This window comes from Streptomyces sp. 3N207, assembly GCF_052246355.1.
Taxonomy (GTDB): Bacteria; Actinomycetota; Actinomycetes; order Streptomycetales; family Streptomycetaceae; genus Streptomyces.
In genome coordinates this window covers 115,279-135,881 of the sequence record NZ_JBQQBV010000017.1, presented here as the reverse complement: position 1 = coordinate 135,881, position 20,603 = coordinate 115,279, and the positions used below count along the sequence as shown (strand labels likewise).

At 69.5% G+C, this 20,603-nt stretch carries 26 protein-coding genes and 1 pseudogene; 11 read left to right on the top strand and 16 right to left on the bottom strand.

What is annotated here, in order from left to right:
• The first annotated feature begins 1 nt into the window (after position 1).
• The 4 genes and pseudogenes from ACTWP9_RS25140 to ACTWP9_RS25125 all read left to right on the top strand — a co-directional run bounded on the left by ACTWP9_RS25140 (position 2) and on the right by ACTWP9_RS25125 (position 3,764).
• Positions 2-1,303, top strand: a complete 1,302-nt coding sequence (locus ACTWP9_RS25140; RefSeq protein WP_443248535.1) for a sensor histidine kinase — start codon at positions 2-4, stop codon at positions 1,301-1,303.
• Entirely contained in the window at positions 1,300-2,019 is a 720-nt protein-coding gene (locus ACTWP9_RS25135) for a response regulator (RefSeq protein WP_443248534.1), read from the top strand. The genes ACTWP9_RS25140 and ACTWP9_RS25135 overlap by 4 nt, the downstream gene beginning before the upstream one ends.
• An 88-nt stretch (positions 2,020-2,107) precedes the next feature.
• A pseudogene (gene recO, locus ACTWP9_RS25130) lies at positions 2,108-2,854 on the top strand (DNA repair protein RecO); the annotation flags it as partial.
• Positions 2,855-2,930: 76 nt separating this feature from the next.
• Positions 2,931-3,764 carry an isoprenyl transferase gene (locus tag ACTWP9_RS25125; RefSeq protein ID WP_443248533.1) on the top strand — a complete coding sequence of 278 codons (834 nt, stop codon included), beginning with the start codon at positions 2,931-2,933 and terminating at the stop codon, positions 3,762-3,764.
• Positions 3,765-3,769: 5 nt separating this feature from the next.
• Here ACTWP9_RS25125 and ACTWP9_RS25120 read toward each other — a convergent pair whose 3' ends face one another.
• Both ACTWP9_RS25120 and ACTWP9_RS25115 read right to left on the bottom strand, forming a co-directional pair.
• The gene (locus ACTWP9_RS25120; RefSeq protein WP_443248532.1) at positions 3,770-4,042 is read right to left on the bottom strand and encodes a DUF4190 domain-containing protein; all 273 of its coding nucleotides are present in this window, start codon (positions 4,040-4,042) and stop codon (positions 3,770-3,772) included.
• A gap of 2 nt (positions 4,043-4,044) precedes the next feature.
• Positions 4,045-4,206, bottom strand: coding sequence for a hypothetical protein (locus ACTWP9_RS25115; RefSeq protein WP_443248531.1), 162 nt, complete (start codon positions 4,204-4,206; stop codon positions 4,045-4,047).
• Between the two features lie 139 nt (positions 4,207-4,345).
• Here ACTWP9_RS25115 and ACTWP9_RS25110 point away from each other — a divergent pair, with 139 nt between their 5' ends.
• Complete coding sequence (locus ACTWP9_RS25110; RefSeq protein ID WP_443248530.1) at positions 4,346-5,008, top strand: TetR family transcriptional regulator; 663 nt, start codon at positions 4,346-4,348, stop codon at positions 5,006-5,008.
• Between the two features lie 18 nt (positions 5,009-5,026).
• On the opposite strand, the gene ACTWP9_RS25105 is transcribed toward ACTWP9_RS25110, so the two are convergent.
• Both ACTWP9_RS25105 and ACTWP9_RS25100 read right to left on the bottom strand, forming a co-directional pair.
• Positions 5,027-5,782 carry an ABC transporter permease gene (locus tag ACTWP9_RS25105; protein WP_443248529.1) on the bottom strand — a complete coding sequence of 252 codons (756 nt, stop codon included), beginning with the start codon at positions 5,780-5,782 and terminating at the stop codon, positions 5,027-5,029.
• Positions 5,775-6,716: an ATP-binding cassette domain-containing protein gene (locus ACTWP9_RS25100; RefSeq protein ID WP_443248528.1), complete on the bottom strand. Its 942-nt coding sequence runs from the start codon at positions 6,714-6,716 to the stop codon at positions 5,775-5,777. Before ACTWP9_RS25100 ends, ACTWP9_RS25105 begins: the two co-directional genes overlap by 8 nt.
• Before the next feature lie 120 nt (positions 6,717-6,836).
• Between ACTWP9_RS25100 and ACTWP9_RS25095 the strand changes: the two genes are divergently transcribed.
• The gene (locus ACTWP9_RS25095; RefSeq protein WP_443248527.1) at positions 6,837-7,613 is read left to right on the top strand and encodes a TetR/AcrR family transcriptional regulator; all 777 of its coding nucleotides are present in this window, start codon (positions 6,837-6,839) and stop codon (positions 7,611-7,613) included.
• Between the two features lie 102 nt (positions 7,614-7,715).
• Here the strand turns inward: ACTWP9_RS25095 and ACTWP9_RS25090 are convergent, their stop codons facing one another.
• From ACTWP9_RS25090 to ACTWP9_RS25075, 4 genes are all read right to left on the bottom strand, one after another.
• Positions 7,716-8,129 (bottom strand): Fur family transcriptional regulator, encoded by a 414-nt coding sequence (locus tag ACTWP9_RS25090; protein WP_443248526.1) that lies wholly within the window; start codon positions 8,127-8,129, stop codon positions 7,716-7,718.
• Positions 8,130-8,231: 102 nt separating this feature from the next.
• Complete coding sequence (locus ACTWP9_RS25085; protein ID WP_443248525.1) at positions 8,232-9,164, bottom strand: metal ABC transporter permease; 933 nt, start codon at positions 9,162-9,164, stop codon at positions 8,232-8,234.
• On the bottom strand, positions 9,161-9,961 hold the full coding sequence (locus ACTWP9_RS25080) for a metal ABC transporter ATP-binding protein (protein WP_443248524.1): 801 nt from the start codon (positions 9,959-9,961) through the stop codon (positions 9,161-9,163). The genes ACTWP9_RS25085 and ACTWP9_RS25080 overlap by 4 nt, the downstream gene beginning before the upstream one ends.
• A gap of 38 nt (positions 9,962-9,999) precedes the next feature.
• The gene (locus tag ACTWP9_RS25075) at positions 10,000-11,001 is read right to left on the bottom strand and encodes a metal ABC transporter substrate-binding protein (RefSeq protein WP_443248523.1); all 1,002 of its coding nucleotides are present in this window, start codon (positions 10,999-11,001) and stop codon (positions 10,000-10,002) included.
• A gap of 198 nt (positions 11,002-11,199) precedes the next feature.
• On the opposite strand from ACTWP9_RS25075, the gene ACTWP9_RS25070 reads away from it, so the two are divergent.
• The gene (locus ACTWP9_RS25070) at positions 11,200-12,582 is read left to right on the top strand and encodes a glycine--tRNA ligase (protein ID WP_443248522.1); all 1,383 of its coding nucleotides are present in this window, start codon (positions 11,200-11,202) and stop codon (positions 12,580-12,582) included.
• Positions 12,583-12,663: 81 nt separating this feature from the next.
• Here ACTWP9_RS25070 and ACTWP9_RS25065 read toward each other — a convergent pair whose 3' ends face one another.
• Both ACTWP9_RS25065 and ACTWP9_RS25060 read right to left on the bottom strand, forming a co-directional pair.
• The gene (locus ACTWP9_RS25065) at positions 12,664-13,401 is read right to left on the bottom strand and encodes an SAM-dependent methyltransferase (protein ID WP_443248521.1); all 738 of its coding nucleotides are present in this window, start codon (positions 13,399-13,401) and stop codon (positions 12,664-12,666) included.
• A 301-nt stretch (positions 13,402-13,702) separates the two neighbouring features.
• Positions 13,703-14,041, bottom strand: a complete 339-nt coding sequence (locus ACTWP9_RS25060; protein WP_443248520.1) for an ArsR/SmtB family transcription factor — start codon at positions 14,039-14,041, stop codon at positions 13,703-13,705.
• A 108-nt stretch (positions 14,042-14,149) separates the two neighbouring features.
• Between ACTWP9_RS25060 and ACTWP9_RS25055 the strand changes: the two genes are divergently transcribed.
• Complete coding sequence (locus tag ACTWP9_RS25055) at positions 14,150-15,250, top strand: NADH:flavin oxidoreductase/NADH oxidase (protein WP_443248519.1); 1,101 nt, start codon at positions 14,150-14,152, stop codon at positions 15,248-15,250.
• A gap of 82 nt (positions 15,251-15,332) precedes the next feature.
• Here ACTWP9_RS25055 and ACTWP9_RS25050 read toward each other — a convergent pair whose 3' ends face one another.
• Together ACTWP9_RS25050 and ACTWP9_RS25045 are read right to left on the bottom strand one after the other, a co-directional pair.
• A complete protein-coding gene (locus ACTWP9_RS25050; RefSeq protein WP_443248518.1) occupies positions 15,333-15,743 on the bottom strand; it encodes a hypothetical protein in 411 nt (136 codons plus the stop codon).
• 173 nt (positions 15,744-15,916) lie between these two features.
• Entirely contained in the window at positions 15,917-16,555 is a 639-nt protein-coding gene (locus ACTWP9_RS25045) for a LysE family translocator (protein WP_443248517.1), read from the bottom strand.
• Positions 16,556-16,681: 126 nt separating this feature from the next.
• Between ACTWP9_RS25045 and ACTWP9_RS25040 the strand changes: the two genes are divergently transcribed.
• Positions 16,682-17,035, top strand: a complete 354-nt coding sequence (locus ACTWP9_RS25040) for a hypothetical protein (RefSeq protein WP_443248516.1) — start codon at positions 16,682-16,684, stop codon at positions 17,033-17,035.
• Positions 17,036-17,060: 25 nt separating this feature from the next.
• Here ACTWP9_RS25040 and ACTWP9_RS25035 read toward each other — a convergent pair whose 3' ends face one another.
• Complete coding sequence (locus tag ACTWP9_RS25035) at positions 17,061-17,606, bottom strand: hypothetical protein (protein WP_443248515.1); 546 nt, start codon at positions 17,604-17,606, stop codon at positions 17,061-17,063.
• A 115-nt stretch (positions 17,607-17,721) separates the two neighbouring features.
• On the opposite strand from ACTWP9_RS25035, the gene ACTWP9_RS25030 reads away from it, so the two are divergent.
• The gene (locus tag ACTWP9_RS25030; protein WP_443248514.1) at positions 17,722-18,012 is read left to right on the top strand and encodes a hypothetical protein; all 291 of its coding nucleotides are present in this window, start codon (positions 17,722-17,724) and stop codon (positions 18,010-18,012) included.
• 15 nt (positions 18,013-18,027) lie between these two features.
• Here ACTWP9_RS25030 and ACTWP9_RS25025 read toward each other — a convergent pair whose 3' ends face one another.
• Both ACTWP9_RS25025 and ACTWP9_RS25020 read right to left on the bottom strand, forming a co-directional pair.
• Positions 18,028-18,237 (bottom strand): DUF397 domain-containing protein, encoded by a 210-nt coding sequence (locus ACTWP9_RS25025; protein ID WP_443248513.1) that lies wholly within the window; start codon positions 18,235-18,237, stop codon positions 18,028-18,030.
• Positions 18,234-19,085 carry a helix-turn-helix domain-containing protein gene (locus ACTWP9_RS25020; protein ID WP_443248512.1) on the bottom strand — a complete coding sequence of 284 codons (852 nt, stop codon included), beginning with the start codon at positions 19,083-19,085 and terminating at the stop codon, positions 18,234-18,236. Before ACTWP9_RS25020 ends, ACTWP9_RS25025 begins: the two co-directional genes overlap by 4 nt.
• A gap of 234 nt (positions 19,086-19,319) precedes the next feature.
• Between ACTWP9_RS25020 and ACTWP9_RS25015 the strand changes: the two genes are divergently transcribed.
• The gene (locus ACTWP9_RS25015) at positions 19,320-19,730 is read left to right on the top strand and encodes an ATP-binding protein (RefSeq protein WP_443248511.1); all 411 of its coding nucleotides are present in this window, start codon (positions 19,320-19,322) and stop codon (positions 19,728-19,730) included.
• Here the strand turns inward: ACTWP9_RS25015 and ACTWP9_RS25010 are convergent.
• Positions 19,727-20,527, bottom strand: coding sequence for a HEAT repeat domain-containing protein (locus ACTWP9_RS25010; RefSeq protein ID WP_443248510.1), 801 nt, complete (start codon positions 20,525-20,527; stop codon positions 19,727-19,729). The two genes, ACTWP9_RS25015 and ACTWP9_RS25010, sit on opposite strands and share 4 nt — an antisense overlap.
• Positions 20,528-20,603: the final 76 nt, after the last annotated feature.

Here is a 20,603-nt window from a genome sequence, read left to right as displayed (position 1 = left end):
TGTGCAGCTGCCCCGGAATCCGGTGAACACCCTCGTGCAGCGCTCCCTGCGTCCGCAACAGCGGGGAGCGCCCGTCACCCGGCGCGATGTGGTGCTCGCGGTGGTCATGTGCGCCGTGCAGACCGCGATGGCGCTGACCGCCTCGCCCGCCGGCGGGCGCTTCCCCACATTGCTCGGCTGGGCGCTGCTGACCTGCTCCGGCGCACTGTTGATCTTCCGCCGCCGGGCGCCGTGGCTGACCATCGTCGGGATTCTGGTGTGCGTCGGCCCGTACCACGCGCAGGACTTCTCCCATACGGCCGCTGTGCCCGCTGCGCTGGTCGCGCTCTACTCGATGGCCGTCGCCGGGCCACCGCTGCGCTCGCTGGTCACCCTGTGCGCGATCGTCGGCCTCATGGTGACGGTGATGAGCAGTACCGGCCGGACCCACGAGCTGAGCGACATGTTGCGCTCCTCCGGGTGGATCGTGGTGTGTGTGCTGTTCGGCGAGACGGTGCGGATCCACCGGGACTATCTCGCCGCTGTCGTGGAACGCGCCGAGCGGGCCGAACGCACCCGCGAGGAGGAGGCGGCCCGCCGGGTCGCGCAGGAGCGTCTGCGCATCGCCCGCGACCTGCACGATCTGCTGGCGCACAGCATCACCTTGATCGGAGTGCAGACGTCCGTCGCCGCACATGTACTGGTCGCCGACCCCGAACGGCTCGACCGGGAGGCGGTCGCCAAGGCACTGGAGGGCATCTCCGACACCTGCCAGGGCGCGCGGGCCGAACTGCGTACCACGCTGGAGGTGCTGCGCGCCGGGGACGCCGACGGGATGGAGCCGCTGCCGGGTCTGTCCGGACTGCCCGACCTGGCCAGGGCCGCCTGCGACGCGGGCGCGCACGTCGAGCTGTCCGTACGCGACTCGGCGCACGCCCTGGCGCCCGCGCCCGCTGTGGGCGCCGCCGCGTACCGCATCGTTCAGGAGGCGCTGACCAACGCCGTACGGCACGCTGGCGCCTCCGTCTGCGTACGGGCCGAGGTGGAGGCGGTGGGCGGGGCGCTGCGGGTCAGCGTCGTCGACGACGGCGGGGGCGCAGCACCGGCGGATGAGGGGGAGGGGACGAGCGGCCCCGGCGGGTTCGGTATCGCCGGGATGCGGGAGCGGGCCCGCAGCGTCGGCGGCACCCTTGAGGCCGGACCCCGCGCTCCCCGTCCCGGGTTCGCCGTGACAGCCCTGCTACCCGCCCGACCGTCCGCCGCAGCACCGACATCCGCCGCGCCACCGGCATCCGCCGCAGCACCGAGGGAGGCCCTGTCATGACGGAAACCCCGCGCAACGCCACCGGCGGCAGCAGCCCGGTCCGGATCGTCCTCGCGGACGATCAGACGCTGGTGCGGGCGGCGTTCGCCATGCTCATCGCCTCCGCGGAGGACATGACCGTGGTGGGGGAGGCGGCGACGGGCCGGGAAGCCGTCGCGCTGGCCCGCGCCACCCGCGCGGACCTCGTCGTCATGGACATCCGCATGCCCGACCTCGACGGCATCGAGGCCACCCGGCACATCGCCGCCGAGGAGGACCTGGCCGGAGTGAAAGTCCTCGTCCTGACCACCTACGACACCGACGAGCACGTGGTGGAGGCACTGCGTGCCGGGGCCTCCGGCTTCCTGGTCAAGGACACCCGCCCCGCCGAGCTGCTGGACGCGATCCGTACCGTCGCCGCGGGCGATGCGCTGCTCTCGCCGGGGCCGACCGCCAGGCTGATCGCCCGCGTGCTGCGCGCCCCGGCGCCAGACGTGCCGGGGACGCCGTATCCAGAGGCCCTGGCCGCTCTCTCGGCCCGCGAGCGCCAGGTCCTCGCCCTCGTCGGGCGCGGCCTCAACAACACCGAGATCGCCGAGGCGCTTGCGCTCTCGCCACTCACCGCGAAGACCCATGTGAGCCGCATCATGGGCAAGCTCTCCGTGCGTGACCGCGCACAGTTGGTGATCGTCGCCTATGAGTCCGCCCTCATCACCCCGGGGGGTGCCCCTGCCTGACGTCCGTCGGCTGCGGGTGGTTCGTGGTCGCTCGCGCAGTTCCCCGCGCCCCTTCGGGGCGCGGGGACCCGTGCGGGACAATGCGTCCATGACCCTGTTCCGCGACGACGGCATCGTCTTGCGAACCCAGAAGCTCGGCGAAGCCGACCGCATCATCACGTTGCTCACGCGGGGGCACGGGCGGGTGCGGGCTGTGGCGCGAGGGGTGCGGCGGACGAAGTCGAAGTTCGGGGCGCGGCTGGAGCCGTTCAGCCATGTCGATGTGCAGTTCTTCGCGCGGGGCAGTGAGCTGGTGGGGCGCGGCCTGCCCCTCTGTACGCAGACGGAAACGATCGCCCCGTACGGCCAGGGCATCGTCGCGGACTACGACCGCTACACCGCGGGGACGGCGATGCTGGAGACCGCCGAGCGGTTCACCGACCACGAGGGCGAGCCGAACGTGCAGCAGTATCTGCTGCTGGTCGGCGGACTGCGCACCCTCGCGTCGGGCGAGCACGGTGCGGGTCTGGTGCTGGACGCCTTTCTGCTGCGCTCCCTCGCGATGGGCGGTTACGCGCCCAGCTTCGCGGACTGCGCCAAGTGCGGGCTGCCGGGGCCGAACCGGTTCTTCTCCGTGGCGTCGGGCGGCGTGGTGTGTGCCGACTGCCGGGTGCCGGGCAGCGTCGTACCCTCCCCGGAGGCGCTGCGGCTGCTGGGCGCGCTGCTGACCGGCGACTGGGAGACGGCGGACGCCGCCGAGCCCCGGCACTGCCGGGAGGGCTCGGGTCTGGTCTCGGCGTATCTGCACTGGCACCTGGAGCGCGGGCTGCGCTCCCTGCGCTACGTCCGGCAGGCGGCAGGCGGCCAGGAGCGGCTAGGCTCGGGCGGGTCAGCACTGCCCCCGAGTCCCGCCCGCTGGAGATGAGTACCGAATGGCACGCCGCGGAATGCTGTCCTGGTCGCAGCAGCGCGAGTACGCGAGGCCCGAACCGCACCCTTCCGGTGCCCGGCCGCCCAAGATCCCGGGCGAGCTGGTCCCCAACCATGTGGCGGTCGTCATGGACGGCAACGGCCGGTGGGCCAAGCAGCGGGGGCTGCCGCGCACGGAGGGCCACAAGGTCGGTGAGGGCGTCGTCATGGACGTGCTCAAGGGTTGCATCGAGATGGGCGTGAAGAACCTGTCGCTGTACGCCTTCTCGACCGAGAACTGGAAGCGCTCGCCCGAAGAGGTGCGCTTCCTGATGAACTTCAACCGGGACGTGATCCGCCGCCGCCGGGACGAGATGGACGCGCTGGGGATTCGCATCCGCTGGGTGGGCCGGATGCCCAAGCTGTGGAAGTCCGTCGTGCAGGAACTCCAGGTCGCCCAGGAGCAGACGAAGAACAACGATGCGATGACGCTGTACTTCTGCGTCAATTACGGCGGCCGTGCCGAGATCGCGGACGCGGCGCGTGGTGTCGCCGAGGACGTGGCCGCGGGCCGGCTGGATCCGGCCAAGGTCAACGAGAAGACCTTCGCGAAGTATCTGTACTACCGCGACATGCCGGACGTGGACCTCTTCCTGCGCCCCTCGGGCGAGCAGCGAACGTCCAACTACCTGATCTGGCAGAGCGCTTACGCGGAGATGGTCTACCAGGACGTGCTGTGGCCGGACTTCGACCGCCGCGATCTGTGGGCGGCCTGCCTGGAGTACGCCCGCCGCGACCGCCGCTTCGGCGGTGCGCGGAACGACGAGAACGAAAAGGGCACCGCCAAGGGCGCGTAGTGGCGTCAGCCCCCGAAGCTCCAGGAGACCGTGCCGTTCGCGGTGACCAGTACGGCCAGCACGATCAGGTCGGCGGCGCCCAGGGCGGTACCCAGCAGGGCGCGGCCGCGCCGGGTGGTGCCGCGGGTGAGGGCCAGTCCGCCCAGCACCAGGGCGCAGGGGCCGAGGATGATGTTGAAGACCAGCAGCCCGACCAGACCCATGACGAATGAGGCCACGGCCATGTCGTCGGCGTCCCCCGTCCGGGTACGGCCCTTGCGGAGCAGCACGGTGCTCATGGTCAGCTCCTCTGCCGGTTGCGGCGGGTGCGCTCGCGGATGGTGAAGACCAGCAGCCAGGCGGCGATGACCGCGGCTGCCGAGAGAGTCACCGGGGGCGGCAGTTGGGCCGGCGGGCCCACCAGTACGCCCAGCAGGAGGAACGCTGCGACGAGGAAGATCATCTGTTCCTCTCTCCCAACTCGCTGTGTGTGAGCGGTCGTCGTGAGCTTGAATGTTCAGTGAACAGTTGTTGTTACAACTGTTCACTGAGTTCGAGACTACAGCATTGCAGGGCTCGGCGCACATCTGTTTACTGAGACCATGAGCAGCACCCCCCACTCGACAGCGCACTCGCAACGGGACCTCCAGAAGGCCCGGACGCGGCGCGCACTGCTGGACGCCGGACTGGCTCTGCTGGAGGAGCAGAGCCTCAGCAGCATCGGCCTGCGCGAGATCACCCGCGCCGTGGGCATCTCGCCCGCGGCCTTCTACCGGCACTTCCGGGACGTGAGCGACCTGGGAGTCGCCCTGGTCGAGGAGTCGCTGGGCAGCCTGCACGCGGTGATACAGGCCGGGCTGACCGAGCGCACCGAGGACGGTGAGCGTATCGACCACCTCGTCGACGCCATCGCCCGCTTCGTGCACGAACACCCCGAGCACATCCGCTTCGTATGCCGCGAACGGCACGGCGGGGTGGCCGCCGTACGCGTCGCCATCGGCGCCCAGCTCGACCGGTTCGCCGAGGAGGTGGCCGAGGCGCTCGCCCGCGACGAGGTCTCCCAGGGCTGGAGCGCTGAGGACCTGCGCATGCTGGGTGAGATCTACGTCGACCACATGGTGATGACCGCCTCCGCGTTCCTGGAGGCGGCCCAGGGTGAGGGCCCGCCGGAGGACGTCGTGGCCCGCACGGCCCGCCGCCAGCTCCGGCTGATCAGTCTCGGCCGCCGCTACTGGACCTCCGACCCGGCGACCCTCACCCCGTAACACCGTTGACCGGCGCGGTCAGCCGGTGCGCCGCCGGAACAGCACAGCGCACAACGGCAGCGTCACCGCCAGCAGCCCCAGGCACCAGACGAGGGCCAGCCAGGGGCTGTTGCCGGCGGGCTGGTCCAGCAGCAGCCCGCGCAGAGACTCGATCACGGGGGTCACCGGCTGGTTGTCGGCGAAGCCGTGCAGCCAGTCCGGCATGGTGTCGATCGGTACGAACGCGCTGCTGGGGTACGGCAGGAAGAGCATGCCGAAGGTGAACCCGCCCGCCGCCTCCGGGGTCTTGGCCAGCAGCCCTGCCGCGGCGCCCAGCCAGGAGAGCGTGGTGATGTAGAGCAGCAGGATGCCGATCGCCGCCAGCCAGCCCACCACGTCCGCCTGCGGCCGGAACCCGATCGCGAACGCGACGGCCAGCACTGCCGTCGTGGCTGCCAGGTTCCGTGCCACGCTTGCCGCGACATGGCCGGTCAGCACGGCGGTGGGGCTGGTGTCCATCGAGCGGAAGCGGTCGATGATGCCGCCCGTCATGTCGTTCGAGACGGTGGTCGCCGTCATCGACGCGCCGTACCCCGCGCACAGGATCAGCACGCCGGGCGCCACATAGGTCACGTACTTCCCGGTGCTCGTCTCGATGGCGCCGCCGAAGAAGTAGACAAACACCAGCATCAGCAGCACCGGCAGCACCAGAGCCGTGATCACCGCGTCCGTGTTGCGCCGGGTCAGCCGGACGGAGCGGCCCGCCAGCACTGTGTAAGCCGCGCAATCACTCATGGGTCAGCTCCAGGAAGACGTCGTCGAGGGTGGCGCTGTGCAGTGCGAAGCGCGCGACGTGCTCGCGCGTGGGATCCAACTCGTCCAGCAGCGCCCGCACATGGGCCGCGCTGCCATCGGTCGCCACTCCCAGCACCAGCTCCTCCGGAGTCTGGTGCAGCACCCTCCCGCCGAGCCGGACCGCCAGCTCCGCGTATGCCTCGCGCCCGGCCATCGTCAGATCGAGACGCTGGGCCGTGACCGTCTTCTTCAGCTCCTCCGGCGTGCCCTGGGCGATGACCCGGCCCCCGTCCAGCACGGCCACCTGGTCGGCCAACTGGTCGGCCTCCTCCAGATACTGCGTGGTCAGAAAGACGGTCACGCCTGCCTGGGTCAGTGAGCCGACCGTCTCCCACATCGTGCGGCGGCTGCGCGGGTCGAGGCCCGTCGTCGGCTCGTCCAGGAAGACCACCTCCGGGTCGCCGACCAATCCGGCCGCGATGTCCAGCCTGCGCCGCATCCCGCCCGAGTACGTCGACACCCGGCGGCACCCCGCCTCGGTGAGCGCGAAGCGCTCCAGCAGTCCGTCCGCGCGGTGGCGTGCCGCAGCGCGGGAGTGGCCGCGCAGCCGCGCCATCATCCGCAGGTTCTCCAGCCCCGTCTGCTCCTCGTCGAGCGCCGCGTACTGTCCGGTGAGGCTGATGGCGCGGCGCGCCCGGGACCGGGCTGTGAGCACATCGTGCCCGGCCACGGTGGCCTGCCCCGCGTCGGCGTCGGTGAGCGTCGCCAGGATGCGGACGGTGGTGGTCTTGCCCGCCCCGTTCGGTCCGAGCAGTGCGAAGACGCTGCCGCGCCGCACCCGCAGATCGAGCCCTTGGAGCACCTGTACGGAGCCGTACGCCTTGCTCAGCCCGTGCGTCTCGACCGCCCAACTCGCCTCTGGTGCTGGGTACATGGCACGTCCCCCCTCTTCTGTGTATCCGATACGCGCTACTGCGTATGCCATAAACTTTACTGCGTATGCTATACACGCCTCAAGCGGTGAAGGGCAACCCGAAGGGCGGAACGGCGAACGATGGCGAAGAGCCGGCAGCAGTCACCCAGCGTTCTCCCGGCAGGCGTGGCCGCCGCCTGGGGCCTCAAGGAGCGGCCCGGCAAGGGCCCGGCACGCGGGCTGGACGTACGGCGGATCGTCGCCGCCGGCATCGACATCGCCGACGCCGAGGGGCTCGGCGCGCTCTCGATGAGCCGCGTCGCCTCCGAGATCGGCGTCTCGACCATGGCGCTCTACCGCTACGTCACGGGCAAGGACGACCTGCTGATCCTGATGGAGGACGCGGCCATCGGCGCCCCCGTGCCGGGCCCACCGGCGGAGGAGGGCTGGCGTCCCGGTATCGAGCACTGGGCCCGCGCCTACCATGCCGTTCTACGGCGCCACTTGTGGATCGTCCGCATTCCCATCGGCACCCCACCGCTGTCCCCGCACGGGGTGGAGTGGATGGAGCAGGCACTGGCCTGTCTGCGGGACACCGGGCTGGACGCCGAGGAGAAGCTCGGCGTCCTGATCACCCTCAGCGGCTACACCCGCAGCAACGTCGCCCTCCTCGCGGACATCGACGAGGCGAGCCGGTCGAACGGCTCCGACTGGGAGGACGCGCACAAGCGCTACTGGAAGCTGCTGACCGACCTCACGGCCACCGGCGACTTCCCCGCCATCCGCGAACTCCTCGCCTCTGGCGAGCTGGCCGACGGCCCCCCGGACGACGACTCGGAAGGCACCGGCGACTTCACCTTCGGCCTGACCACGATCCTGGACGGCGTGGAGGCACGCATCTCGGCGCGGAGCAACTGAGCCGCGAAGGTCGGCAATTCTTCGCGCCGCAACGGCGCGTAACCACAACGGACCGGGTTCGGCGCAGCACAACGGCACCGCAACCACAACGTCCGACGACGACTACCCCGCCGCCGCGCACTCCCCGCACGTACCGAAGATCTCCACCGTGTGCCCCACGTTCACGAAGCCGTGCTCGGCCGCGACCGAGGCGGCCCATTTCTCCACCACGGGGCCCTCGACCTCCACGGCCTTGCCGCAGACGCGGCAGACAAGATGGTGGTGGTGGTCGTCACTGTGGCAGCGCCGGTAGACGGCCTCGCCGTCGTCGGTACGCAATACGTCGACCTCGCCGGCGTCGGCGAGGGACTGGAGGGTGCGGTAAACCGTGGTGAGCCCGACCGAGTCGCCCCGGTGCTTGAGCATGTCGTGCAGTTCCTGCGCGCTGCGGAACTCCTCGACCTCGGCGAGTGCCGCCGAGACGGCGGCGCGTTGCCGGGTCGACCGGCCGCGTACGGGGGGACCTGCGGTGGTCACGCTCTGGCTCCTTACGTTCGTCGGCTCCGGGGAGGCGCCGAGGCCGGATCGGCGCGGCGTTCGCGGACCCCCATTGTGCCAGGCACTCCCCGTGGCCGGGTATTACACCCTGCTCGGGCGGTCCACCTGCCCCCTGCCGTCGCCGGCCTTCTCGTTCCCGTCCGCTACCAGGGTGCCCTCTGACTCCCCTCCGGCGACAGTCCTTCCTCGGTCACGCGAGGCCCTGCGCCGGGCCAGCGGCGCGGCCAGCACCGTGACCAGGCCGAAAAGCACGATCGCGAGGACGACGATGCTGGCGCCGGGCGGCACATCGGCGTAGTAGGACGTCATCGTGCCGGAGAGGGTGACGGCGACGCCGAAACCCATCGCCAGCCCCAGCGTGGCGGCGAAGCCGCGGGTGGCCTGCTGCGCCGCGGCCACCGGGATCACCATCAGCGCGCTGACCAGCAGCAGCCCGACCACCCGCATCGCCACCGTGACGGTCACCGCGGCCGTGACGGCCAGCAGCAGGTTCAGCAGCCGCACCGGAAGCCCCGTGACCCGGGCGAACTCCTCGTCCTGGCAGACGGCGAACAACTGCCGCCGCAGCCCGAGCGCGACGAGCAGCACGAAGACGGACAGCCCGACGATGGCGGCGATGTCCTCGGGGGAGACGGTGGTGATGGAGCCGAAGAGATACGTGGTGAGGTTGGCGTTCGAGCCGTTCGGCGACAGATTGATGATCAGGACGCCGCCCGCCATACCGCCGTAGAACAGCATCGCCAGTGCGATATCGCCCCGCGCCTTGCCGTACCAGCGGATCAGCTCCATGGTGACCGCGCCCAGCGAGGAGACAAGAACGGCCATCCACACCGGGTTGGCGCTCAGCAGGAAGCCCAGCGCCACACCGGTGAGCGCAACATGGCCGATACCGTCGCCCATGATCGCCTGGCGGCGCTGAACGAGGTAGATGCCCACGGCGGGCGCCGCGATGCCGACCAGCAGCGCGGCGAGCAACGCACGCTGCATGAACGGGTAGTCCAGCATCTCGATCATGAGAGCAACCCCGTCTCGATCCTCGGTGCCGCCTCCGCGGCCGGTACGGAGCCGTTCGGATGGCAGGCCAGGTCGTGCAGCCGGTCGGGGTTGTCCACCCGCTCGACCTGCCCGTCCCGCAGCACCACGGCGTGGTCGATCAGCGGTGCGAGCGGGCCGAGTTCGTGCAGGACGAGCAGTACGGAGGTGCCCTGCTCCACCTGCCGGCGCAGGGTGTCGGCCAGTACCTCCTGGTTGGCCACGTCCACGCCGGCCAGCGGCTCGTCCATGATCAGCAGCTCCGGTTCGGCGACCAGCGCCCGGGCGATCAGCACCCGCTGGTGCTGTCCGCCGGAGAGGGACTCGACCGGGTCCCGCATCCGGTCCGCCATGCCGACCAGCTCCAGCGCTTGCCGAACTGCTGCCTTGTCCTCGCGGCCCAGCGGCCTGAAGCGGCGCCGCGCCAGCCGGCCGGCCGAGACGACCTCCCGTACGGTCGCCGGGACCCCGGCAGCGGCCGTGGAGCGCTGCGGCACATAGCCGAGCCGCCGCCACTCCCGGAAGCGGGCAGACGGGGTGCCGAACAGCTCCAGTTCACCGCCGGTGAGCGGCACCTGGCCCAGCACGGCGCGGATGGTGGTGGACTTGCCCGAGCCGTTGGCACCCAGCAGCGCGACCGTCTCGCCGCGCGCCACCGTCAGGTCCACTCCGCGCAGTACGGGCCGCCCGCCCAGCGCGGCGGTGGCGCCGCGCAGGGCGACGGCCGGCGGCTTCTCGGCTATGCCGGTGCCGTCCGGGGCCGCTGTCGTCCTCGTCATGCCTCACGTCCTCACTACGCGCAGAGCGCCGCCCTGACTCACTGGGCGTCGAGCGCCGTCTGGAGCGCGGTCAGGTTCTGGTGCATCACGGAGAAGTAGTCGTCCTTCTTCGGGTCCTTGATGGTCTCGATGGGGCTGAGCACCGAGGTCTTCAGGCGCAGGTCACCGGCGAGAGTCTTGGCGGTCTTGTCGCTGGCGGTGTTCTCGAAGAAGACGGTGTCCACGTCGTCCTTCTTGGCGACCTTGTGCAGCTCCTTCATCCGGGCCCCGCTCGGCTCGGACTCCGGGTCGATACCCGAGACCGCCTCCTCGTGGAGACCGTACCGCTCGGCGAGGTAGCCGAAGGCGGCGTGGGTGGTGATGAAGGTGTCGCTCTTCTTCTTCTTGAGGCCGTCCTTGAAGTCCTTGTCGAGGCCCTTGAGCCGGGAGACGAGTTTCTCGGTGTTCTTCTTGTACTCGTCCTTGTGGTCGGGGTCCGCCTTCTGGAGCTTCTTGCCGACCCCCTCGGCGACCTCGGCGTAGCGCATCGGGTCGAGCCAGATGTGCGGGTCGCCCGCGGCGTCCTCGCCGTGGTCGTGGCCCTCGTGCTCCTCGTGGCCCTTTTCCCCGTGCTCGTCGTGCCCGTGCTCCTCGTGGCCTTCCTCGCCGTGCACGTCGGTGCCGTGCTTCTCCAGGGTGGTGAAGGAGGCGGCATCCGCGGTGTTCTTGACGCCGGACTGGTCGACCGCCTCGTCCACGGCGGGCTGGAGCCCCTTGAGGTAGACGATCAGGTCCGCCTCGCTGAGCTCCCCGGTCTGCTTCGGGCTCAGCTCGAGGTCGTGCGGCTCGGTGCCGGGCTTGGTGAGGTTCTGCACCTCGACGTGATCCCCGCCGATCTGCTGAGCGAGATACGCCATCGGGTAGAAGGAGGCGGCCACCTTCACCTTCCCGTTGTCGCCGGAGCCACTGCCACAGGCGGCGAGGGAGAGGGAGGCGAGGCCGAGAGCACTGAGGGCGGCGCCGGTACGTATGAGCCGACGGGGGCGGGGACGGATGTTCATGACACTCATTTTCATCCGAATTGGAAACGATTGTCAACTAGAGGTTTGCGCTCCGTGATCACGCCGCCCAGCGCTGCCGAGTTCGGGCGGAACACAGCGGAACGGCTGCGCGAACCAATACCCGAACCGATTTGCCGCGCCCCCTACGGCCCCCAGTAATCTGGGGTATTCCGTCTCGTCGTCAATGAAGAGAGCACCGTGGCCGCCGACAAGATCGACACAATTGTCAGCCTCAGCAAGCGCCGTGGCTTCGTCTACCCGTGCAGTGAGATCTACGGCGGTCAGCGTGCCGCCTGGGACTACGGGCCGCTGGGCGTGGAGCTGAAGGAGAACATCAAGCGCCAGTGGTGGCGCTCCATGGTCACCTCCCGCGACGACGTGGTGGGCATCGACTCGTCGGTGATTCTGGCCCCCGAGGTCTGGGAGGCATCGGGTCATGTCTCCACCTTCACCGATCCGCTCACCGAGTGCACCTCCTGCCACAAGCGCTTCCGTGCCGATCACCTGGCCGAGGCGTACGAGGCCAAGCACGGCCGGGAGCCGGAGAACGGTCTGGCCGACATCAACTGCCCGCACTGCGGCAACAAGGGCGGCTTCACCGAGCCCAAGCAGTTCTCCGGGCTGCTCTCCACCCACCTCGGCCCCACCCAGGACTCCGGCTCGGTCGCCTATCTGCGTCCCGAGACGGCGCAGGGCATCTTCACCAACTTCGCCGCGGTGCAACAGACCTCCCGCAAGAAGCCGCCGTTCGGCATCGCGCAGATGGGCAAGTCGTTCCGGAACGAGATCACGCCGGGCAACTTCATCTTCCGTACCCGCGAGTTCGAGCAGATGGAGATGGAGTTCTTCGTCAAGCCGGGCGAGGACGAGGAATGGCACCAGTACTGGATGGACCAGCGCTGGGCCTGGTACCGCGACCTGGGCATCCGCGAGGAGAACATCCGCTGGTACGACCACCCGAAGGAGAAGCTCTCCCACTACTCGAAGCGCACTGCCGACATCGAGTACCGCTTCAACTTCGGCGGCACCGAATTCTCCGAGCTGGAGGGTGTCGCCAACCGCACCGACTTCGACCTCACCGCGCACTCCAAGGCGTCCGGCCACGACCTGTCGTACTTCGACCAGGAGGCTGGCGAGCGCTGGACGCCGTTCGTCATCGAGCCGGCGGCCGGTGTCAACCGGGCGATGCTCGCATTCCTGCTGGACGCCTACATCGAGGACGAGGCGCCCAACGCCAAGGGCAAGATGGAGAAGCGCACCGTGATGCGCCTCGACCCGCGGCTGGCCCCGGTCAAGGTCGCCGTGCTGCCGCTGTCCCGCAACGAGCAGCTCTCGCCGAAGGCCCGCGGCCTCTCGGAGACGCTGCGTAAGCACTGGAACATCGAGTTCGACGACGCGGGCGCCATCGGCCGCCGCTACCGCCGCCAGGACGAGATCGGCACCCCGTTCTGCGTCACCGTCGACTTCGACACCCTGGACGACAACGCCGTCACCGTGCGTGAGCGCGACACCATGAAGCAGGAGCGGGTCTCCCTCGACCAGATCGAGAGCTACCTGGCCGGCCGCCTCATCGGCTGCTGAGCCGCTGCGCTGCTGCGTACGCATACGCCGAGGCCCGACACCCTGCGAGGGGGTGCCGGGCCTCGTACGTATGTAACGGGCTCACTCGGTGGTGCGGCGCAGCAGCAGGCACACGAAGCCGAAGCTCTCCCGGTAGTCGTGCAGCCACTCGTCCCGGTGCTGGGTAGCTGCCCGCAGGGCCTCGGCGCTGTCGGGGTGCTCGGGATGGTCCAGCGCCCAGCGGGAGAGGGAGCCGGTCCAGTTCCACTCGTAGTCGTCCAGCTCGTGCCGGGTGGAAAGATGCGCGTAGACCGGCGTCCAGCCGTCGGCCGTGACCTTCTCGACCGTCCCCGCCAGGTCCTCGTACTCGCCCAGCGTCTCCCGCGCCCACGGGCTCGGCTCCCGCTCCCAGTACGCGTCCCCGACCAGCACGGTGCCGCCGGGTGCCAGCTGTTTCCGGGCAGCGTCCAGGGTGGGCAGCAGCCCACCGAACGCGTGCGTGGCGCCGACGCTCAGCACCACGTCGAAGGGGTGCTCGGCCGTGAACGACGCCGCCTCGGTACGGTGCAGCGTCAGCCGCTCCGCGACATCCGCCTCTTCGGAGCGGTGCCGGGCGCGTTCCAGGGCGCCTGCTGAGACGTCGACGCCCTCCGCCGTCACGCCCGGGTGCCGCCGGAGGACGCGCAGCAGCCACGCTCCCTCCCCGCAGCCGAGGTCGAGTATGTGTGCGTCACCGCGTACGACGGCTCGGGCGAGCAGCCGGTCCACGGAGAAGTCGTCGAGCGGCGCCGCGATGGGATGGTCGGCGTGGGCGAGGAGGGAGCGGGTCTGTCTGTCCATGCGGGCACTTTGACAGAGAGGGCGCCTGGCTCACCCCTGCTTTTGCGGTACTTCGCCGAAGGCGGCGGTGTCCAGCTCGAAGTCGAAGGGCGGAGGCAGCCGCACGGGTCGGCCGAAAGCGCGCGTCGTGCACTCGGCGTATCCCCTGGGGGTGGGCTCCGAGAAGACGGAAACAGCGTGGAGCTCTCAAGTGCAGCTGCCATGTGGCCCTCCAGGTGCTGCGATCCAGTCGCAACTCACCGTAGTCAGGTGCACTGACAATGTGAGCGGATCACCCAGCGGGGCCCTCGAAGGATGGGTTTCAGTTCGTCGCGGCCCGCAGTACTGCGTCCAGCAGACCAGGGAAGCGCGCGTCCAGGTCTGCGCGGCGGAGGCAGTTGATCTTGGCGGTGCCGCGGTAGCACTGGTTGATGACGCCCGCCTCGCGTAGCACGCGGAAGTGGTGGGTGGCGGTCGAGGCGGAGACGGGCAGTTCGACCTGGGAGCAGGTGGCCCCGTTGCCCTCGCCCTCGCCGTGGGTGTTCAGCACGGTGGCGATCCGTAGCCGCACCGGGTCGGCCAGCGCGTGCAGTACCGCCTCCAGGCGGATCTCCTCCCGTGCGGGGTGCGGGAGTTCACGTACGGCGGTTGTCGTCGGCACGCCTTCATAGTACGGCAGTCATCGAAATTTGACAGGTGTCGTAGTACGGCGGTTATCGTACTAGGTGCCGTTCGGCCCTCAACGGATTCCAGAGGATTGGAGAGCGCTGTGAGCGCACTGTTCGAGCCCCTCGCCCTGCGGTCGGTGACCGTGCCCAACCGCGTCTGGATGGCGCCGATGTGCCAGTACTCGGCAGCGCCCGACGGCCCCGGCCAGGGCGTGCCCACCGACTGGCACCTCGCCCACCTGGGCGCGCGGGCCTCCGGCGGGCTCGGGCTGGCGCTGGTCGAGGCGACAGCGGTCACCCCTCAGGGCCGGATCAGCCCCTACGACCTGGGGCTGTGGAACGACCGCCAGCAGGAGGCGTTCGCCCGCATCACCCGCTTCCTGTCCGAGCAGGGCACCGTCCCCGGCATCCAGCTGGCGCACGCGGGACGTAAGGCGTCCACCGAGCGCACCTGGGTCGAGCGCGGCGCGCCCCTTGCGCCCGGCCACAACCACGGCTGGCAGCCGGTCGGCCCCAGCCCGCTGCCGTTCTCCGCCGGGCACGCCACGCCCGAGGAGCTGACGCGGGAACAGATAGCGGAGCTTGTACGGCAGTTCGCGGACAGCGCCCGCCGCGCGCACGAGGCCGGGTTCAAGGTGGTCGAGGTGCACGGCGCGCACGGCTACCTGATCAACGAGTTCCTCTCGCCGTTCACCAACCGCCGCACCGACGAGTACGGCGGCTCCTTCGAGGGCCGTACGCGGTTTGCGCTGGAGGTCGTCGAGGCGGTCCGCGAGGTCTGGCCGGAGGAGCTGCCGCTGTTCTTCCGTATCTCCGCCACCGACTGGCTGACCGAGAACCCCGAGGACGACCGCGAGGGGTGGACCGGCGACGACACCGTCCGCCTCGCCAAGGAGCTGCTGTCCCGCGGCGTCGACCTGCTCGACACCTCCACCGGCGGCAACGCGCCCGACGCCCGTATCGAGGCCGCCCCCGGCTTCCAGGTGCCGTTCGCCGAGCGGGTCAGGAAGGAGACCGACCTGCGGGTCGCCGCCGTCGGCCTGATCACCGAGCCCCGGCAGGCCGAGGAGATCGTCGCTTCGGGGCAGGCCGACGCGGTCCTGCTCGGCCGCGAGCTGCTGCGCCGCCCGTACTGGGCGAACGAGGCCGCGGCGGAACTGGGCGCCGAGCCGCGCCGCCCGGTGCAGTACCACCGGGCGTGACGCCGAGCCGGTGACCCGCCGCTCGACCGGTCATCTACATCGCCGCCATCACCGAATGGCTCTGATCGACTTTGAAGAAGCCCTAGCCGGGCCCCTCTTGTGCTTTCTGTAGTTTCATGCGGAGCCAGTCCGGGATATTCCTCTCGTCACGAGGAAATCGCTTCAGGTCCTCGACGAAGCTCGCGGGAGTAATCTCAATAGGGAAGTTCGGTTCGGATTCGTAGTCGAAATGCGTCTCGCACTTCAGAGAACTGTAAACCGTGAAGGTTGCCGTAAACCACGTTCCCGCGCCTTCTCGATACATGCCACGGCGCAGTCTCATCAACGCACGCACACTGGTCAGCGGGACATCGTGCACCTGCGTGCTCGTGTCATCCACCATTGTGACGTCGAGCTCGTAACTGCTCGTGCCACCGGCCGCCACATACGTGAACTCGGCTTTGGACCAACTTCCTGGGACTCGCTGGACAATCCCTTGCGTGACTTCGTTCACGTACTTTGACTGCTCGTCGAGCCCTATCTGGGGACCTGCCACTGCCAGCCTTCTTACGGGGGATTCGCCAGGACCCGTCGGAGCCTAACATCGCCGGAAGCCGCGACCGCCGGTCAGCGCCATCCGTATAACCGCTGTTCACCGTAGGGCAGGTGGGGTCGTTCAGCGCGCGGCTATTCCTTGCGCCCTGTCGCGGCGACGGTGACCCCGAGCCCGATCATGGCGAGCCCGCCCGCGCCGCCGACCATGGACAGCCGCCGCGGCGAGCGCGCGAACCAGCCGCGTGCGGTGGCCGCGGCCAGCCCCCAGGTACCGTCCGAGACGACGGCGATGACGTTGAAGACGAGGCCCAGCAGCAGCATCTGCAAAGTCACATGCCCCTGCTCCCGGTCCACGAACTGCGGCAGTACGGCGGCGAAGAACACGATCGTCTTCGGGTTGGCGACGCCGACCGCGAACCCCTCCCACAGCGTCCGCAGCCCGCCGTGCGCGGCGGCCTGGCCCTCGAACGCGTCCTGCAACGAGCGGCGTTGCCGCCACGCCTTGATGCCCAGATGGACGAGGTAGGCGGCACCCGCCAGCTTCAGCACCGTGAAGACGAGGACGGACCGCTCCACCAGCGTCCCGATCCCAAGCGCCACGGCGATCACCAGCACGTACGCGCCCAAGGTGTTCCCCAGCACCGTGGTGAGCGCCGCCCGCCGTCCGTGCGCCAGCGCTCGCCCGACGACGAACAGCACACTGGGCCCCGGAACGACAATGAGCAGGAACGACATGGCCGAGAAGGCGAGTATGCGGTCGGCGGAGAGCATACGTGCATCAAACCGAAGCCCGGCCTGCTGCGCACCCCCTTTTGCGCCGGTCGGGGGGCTTCACGTATGCCTACAGCTGCCACTGTCGCCGACGGGCCTCCACAGCGCCCGGTCAGGAGTGAACCGATGCCGCTCATTGAAGCCACCTATGCGCCGGACGTTCCCGAACAGACGCTCCGCGAACTCGGCTCGGTGCTGCCGCACCTGGTGTCCGTAGCCGTTGAGTGCCCCGAGGAGCCGTACGACGGCGACCTGCAACCGGGCGATGTGGAGCTCCGCTTCCGCCAGCTCGGCCCCTTCGACCGCTGCGGCCTGGACGTCGTGATCGAGGTGCGCTCCAAATGGTTCGAGAGCAGAGCCGCCAATCGTCAGGAGCGCGTGGACCTGCTCCACGAGAGCATTGAGGAGGCAACCGGCCTCGACGACTTCGGCGTCTACCTCTCCCTCCCGGTGGCCGCCTGGTCCCAGGGGGAGGAGTAGGAACGCTCTCTGTGAGGGCCGTGGCTCAGTTCAGCTGCTGTACGAACGCGATCAGGAACAGCGCGGCGGCCACGCAGCTCAGCAGGACCGTCGGCAGCACCCATGCGGGCCTGCGCTCGCCGCGCAGCGGGGCCGTCAGCCGCCGGTGCAGGGCGGCCAGGCCGTACAGCAGCCCGATCGCCGCCGCGCTTATCGGCACACTCACCCCGAAGTGTGCGAGCCAGGCACCGGCCTTGCTGGGTCCGCCCCAGGAGTCGTCGTATGGACCGCTGTCCACGAAGCCGTAGAACAGCCCGCGGGCGGTGCCCAGGGCGATCACCCCGGCGAGTATCAGCGCCAGTACGCCCAGCAGTGCGGTGAGCGCCGCGTGCACCAGGACCCGAACCTTGCCCGCCCCCGGCCCCGCCCGCAGCGCCCGCCGCGCGGGCCCGGCCTGCCCGCCGAGCCCCATGACGAGGGCGAACAGTCCGACCGGGAACAGCGTGACCGCCTCTCCCAACTGCCGCCCGAATCCTCTTTTGCGGGACGGTGCGGAGGGAGCGGGCGCCGAGGCATTCCGGTAAACGTTCATGAGCGCGAAGCTAGGGCGCCGACAACGCGGCGTACGAGCTACCACGGAGCCAATGCACTCCGCCGGCCCCCTACTGCGGTAGGGGCGATCGCTGCCCGACGGCCATACTGCGCAGATGTCTGAACTCGTCCGCGTCGACCTTCCCAGCAGGGGCTTTGGATTCACACTCCGGCAACCAAGCCTCTGGCTGCGCCCGGACTATGTGCAATTCCTCGGTGACGGCCAACGGGTATGGCTCTTCCGCGAGGTCTCCCAGTTGCGGGACTTCCTCGGCTCCGATGCGGCAACTGCCTTGGACTGGCGGGAGCTTGTGCAGGCGGATGGTGTCCGGGGAGAGAACCACGACCCCATCGACCTCACCGCGATCCCCTGGTCCGTTCGCGAGAGCCACCTCGGCCCGCCGTGAACCGCTGTCGTGGGCTCATTCCACCGTCGGCGAGTCTCCCAGCCCCCTGACGAACGCCTGCCAGGCCGCCGCCCCGAAATACGCGGTCCCGCGCGCGGGGTCCTTGCTGTCGCGGACCGCTTGCCCGCCGTCACCGGTGCAGGCGACTTCCACGCACTCGCTGGCCTGACCGGCGCCTGAGTAGGACGATTTGCGGAAGCGGCCGATGACGGTCCTGCTGTTCACGTTGGTTCCTCTTCCTCGGGGATGCTGGTGACGAGGCTCTGGATGAAGTCCTGGGTCTGTTCGTTTGTCAGGGCGGCAGAGCGCAGAGCGTCAAAAGCATGGGCGTAGGGGGTCGTCAGGTTTTCGTCCTCCAGCACGACGCTCTCCTGATGGGTGTCCTGGACGACCGCGGACGGTGCCCACTCCCCGTCGAAGGACAGCATGGCGAACGGTGGCGAGCTGGCCGCCGCCGACCATTCGCCGAGCGGGAGTACCTGAAGGCTGACCAGCGGCTGCTGTTGAAGCCATAGCAAGTCGAGTAGTTGGGCTCGGTGAGTCTCCGCACTCGGCATGGCGGAAGTCAGTGCCGGTTCCCAGATCACAGCGGCGAGCCGGGCTCCGGACGCGAGGAACTGCTTCCGCCGTTCCTGGCGGATCGCGACGGCACGCTCGATACCTGTTTCACCCCCGAACGTAGGGTTCGTCGCGAGCAAAGCCCTCGTGTACTCCTCCGTCTGCAACAGTCCCGGCACCAGGGCGGTCTGCCAGGTGCGGATGAACGTGGCGTCGGACTCCAGCGCGAGGTAGTCGCCCAGCTTGTCCGGCACCGGAACCGGTTGGTTGACCCACCAGCCGCGCTTGGTCGCGCTGCGGGCCAGCCGCTCAAGCTGCGAGCGCGTCGTCTCGTCGTTCACCTCGTAGAGGTCCAGCAGGTAGCGGACTTCCGCTACGCGGGCGCAGTTCGCACCCGACTCGATACGGCTTATCTTCGCCGTCGAGCAGCCCAGTGCTTGTGCCGCGTGCTCTTGGTCGAGCTTTGCGGCCAGTCGGTATCGCCGCAGCGCGGAGCCGAGCCGCCTGCCGCGCATCGTGGGCTTCCGGTCCGAGGGCATGTGTCCTTCCCTTCGTGCTTTCCCAAGTCTGCACATCAACTGGCTGAGTGGGACAGCAGTTTGAGACTCAGCGTCACTGGCAAACTTGCCATGAGGACGACTTGCCAAGTGCTCTGGTTGGCTTTAGCGTGAGTTACCTCACTCAATGTGCGCACTCAGCCGCAAAAGGTGAGCGAATCAAACCTGCTCATCCGCCCCCGGGGAGGCCCCATGTCCGGGCGTACGAACATCGCAAGGTTCCGCATCAGCAAGGTGTCCGTGCCGAAGGCACGGGAGCACGTGCGGCTGGTGCTCAGAGAGTGGAAGCTCGGACACCTCGACGAGGACGCGGCGCTGATCACAAGCGAGTTGGCGACCAATGTGGTCACCCACGCCGCACGGGGGATCGGCGACTACTTCGAACTCGTACTCCGCCGCCGCGACGGCGTCCTCGTGCTGGAGGTCTCCGACTCGTTCCAGTGGGAGATGCCGGAACTTCGCAAGCCGGACCCGGAGGAGGCATCGGGTCGCGGATTACTGCTGGTCGACGCCCTCTCGCAAGCGTGGGGCGTACGACCTCGCACGGGGGCGGGCAAAACGGTGTGGGTCCACCTCGCTGTGCGCCGCGAGGGAGGGGGCTAGCTGTCCGATTCCGGCGTACGGACCGTCTCCACCGCCTCCCGGACATCCGGGTGCGGGTCGTCGGCGAGACCGTCCAGCAGCTCGGCCACTCCTGGGGTGGACCAGCGGGAGATGGCCCATACGAGGTCCTCCCGTACCGCGGGGTCGGGGTGGGCTGCGAGGTGGGTCAGCTGGGCGAGGGGGCCTCGGCGGCGCTTGCCGAACCAGTGCAGGGTCTCGCGCAGCACGGCAGGGTCTCCGGGGGTACCGGCCGCGGCGACCCGGGCGAGCAGCACCCTGGCCGGTGGCGGCGGACCGTCCAGCGGATGCGGCAACCGCTCGCGCAGGCGCCGCGACCCGTACTCGCCGCGTACCCGGCAACCGTCGCAGGTGCAGGGGCGGACGCCGTGCGCCTCGGGCCAGTACCGCCACCCGACCGCCTGTGGTGCGGTACGGATCCGGTGCACCTCGCGCGGCCGGATCGCCCGGGGGACGAACACCTCCCACCCGCGGGGGTCGTCCAGCGCAGCGATCCGCCGTACTGCCTCGGCGGCGGGAACGGTGGCCCGCTCTCTCGCATAGCGCCCCACCAGCACCTGCTGGGCGTCGTCCAGCCGCACATGGACGGCGACGAGCCCTCCCCCGTTGCCGAACCGGGCCAGCTCGCGCAGCCATTGGTGGGTGAGGGTGTACGACGGCAGCACCGGAAAGCAGTACACGCCGCGTGCATCGCCCTGTCCGCGGCTCGCCGCACGGATTCCGGACCTCCGGATGCGGGGGGCGTTCGCCGCGGACGTCAGATGCACGAACATGGCCATGACCGGCATGCTAGGGCGGCGCCATCCGTTGCTCCGGTAAGGGGGTGCCCCTGCCCGAAGCGCGCGGGCTGCGGGT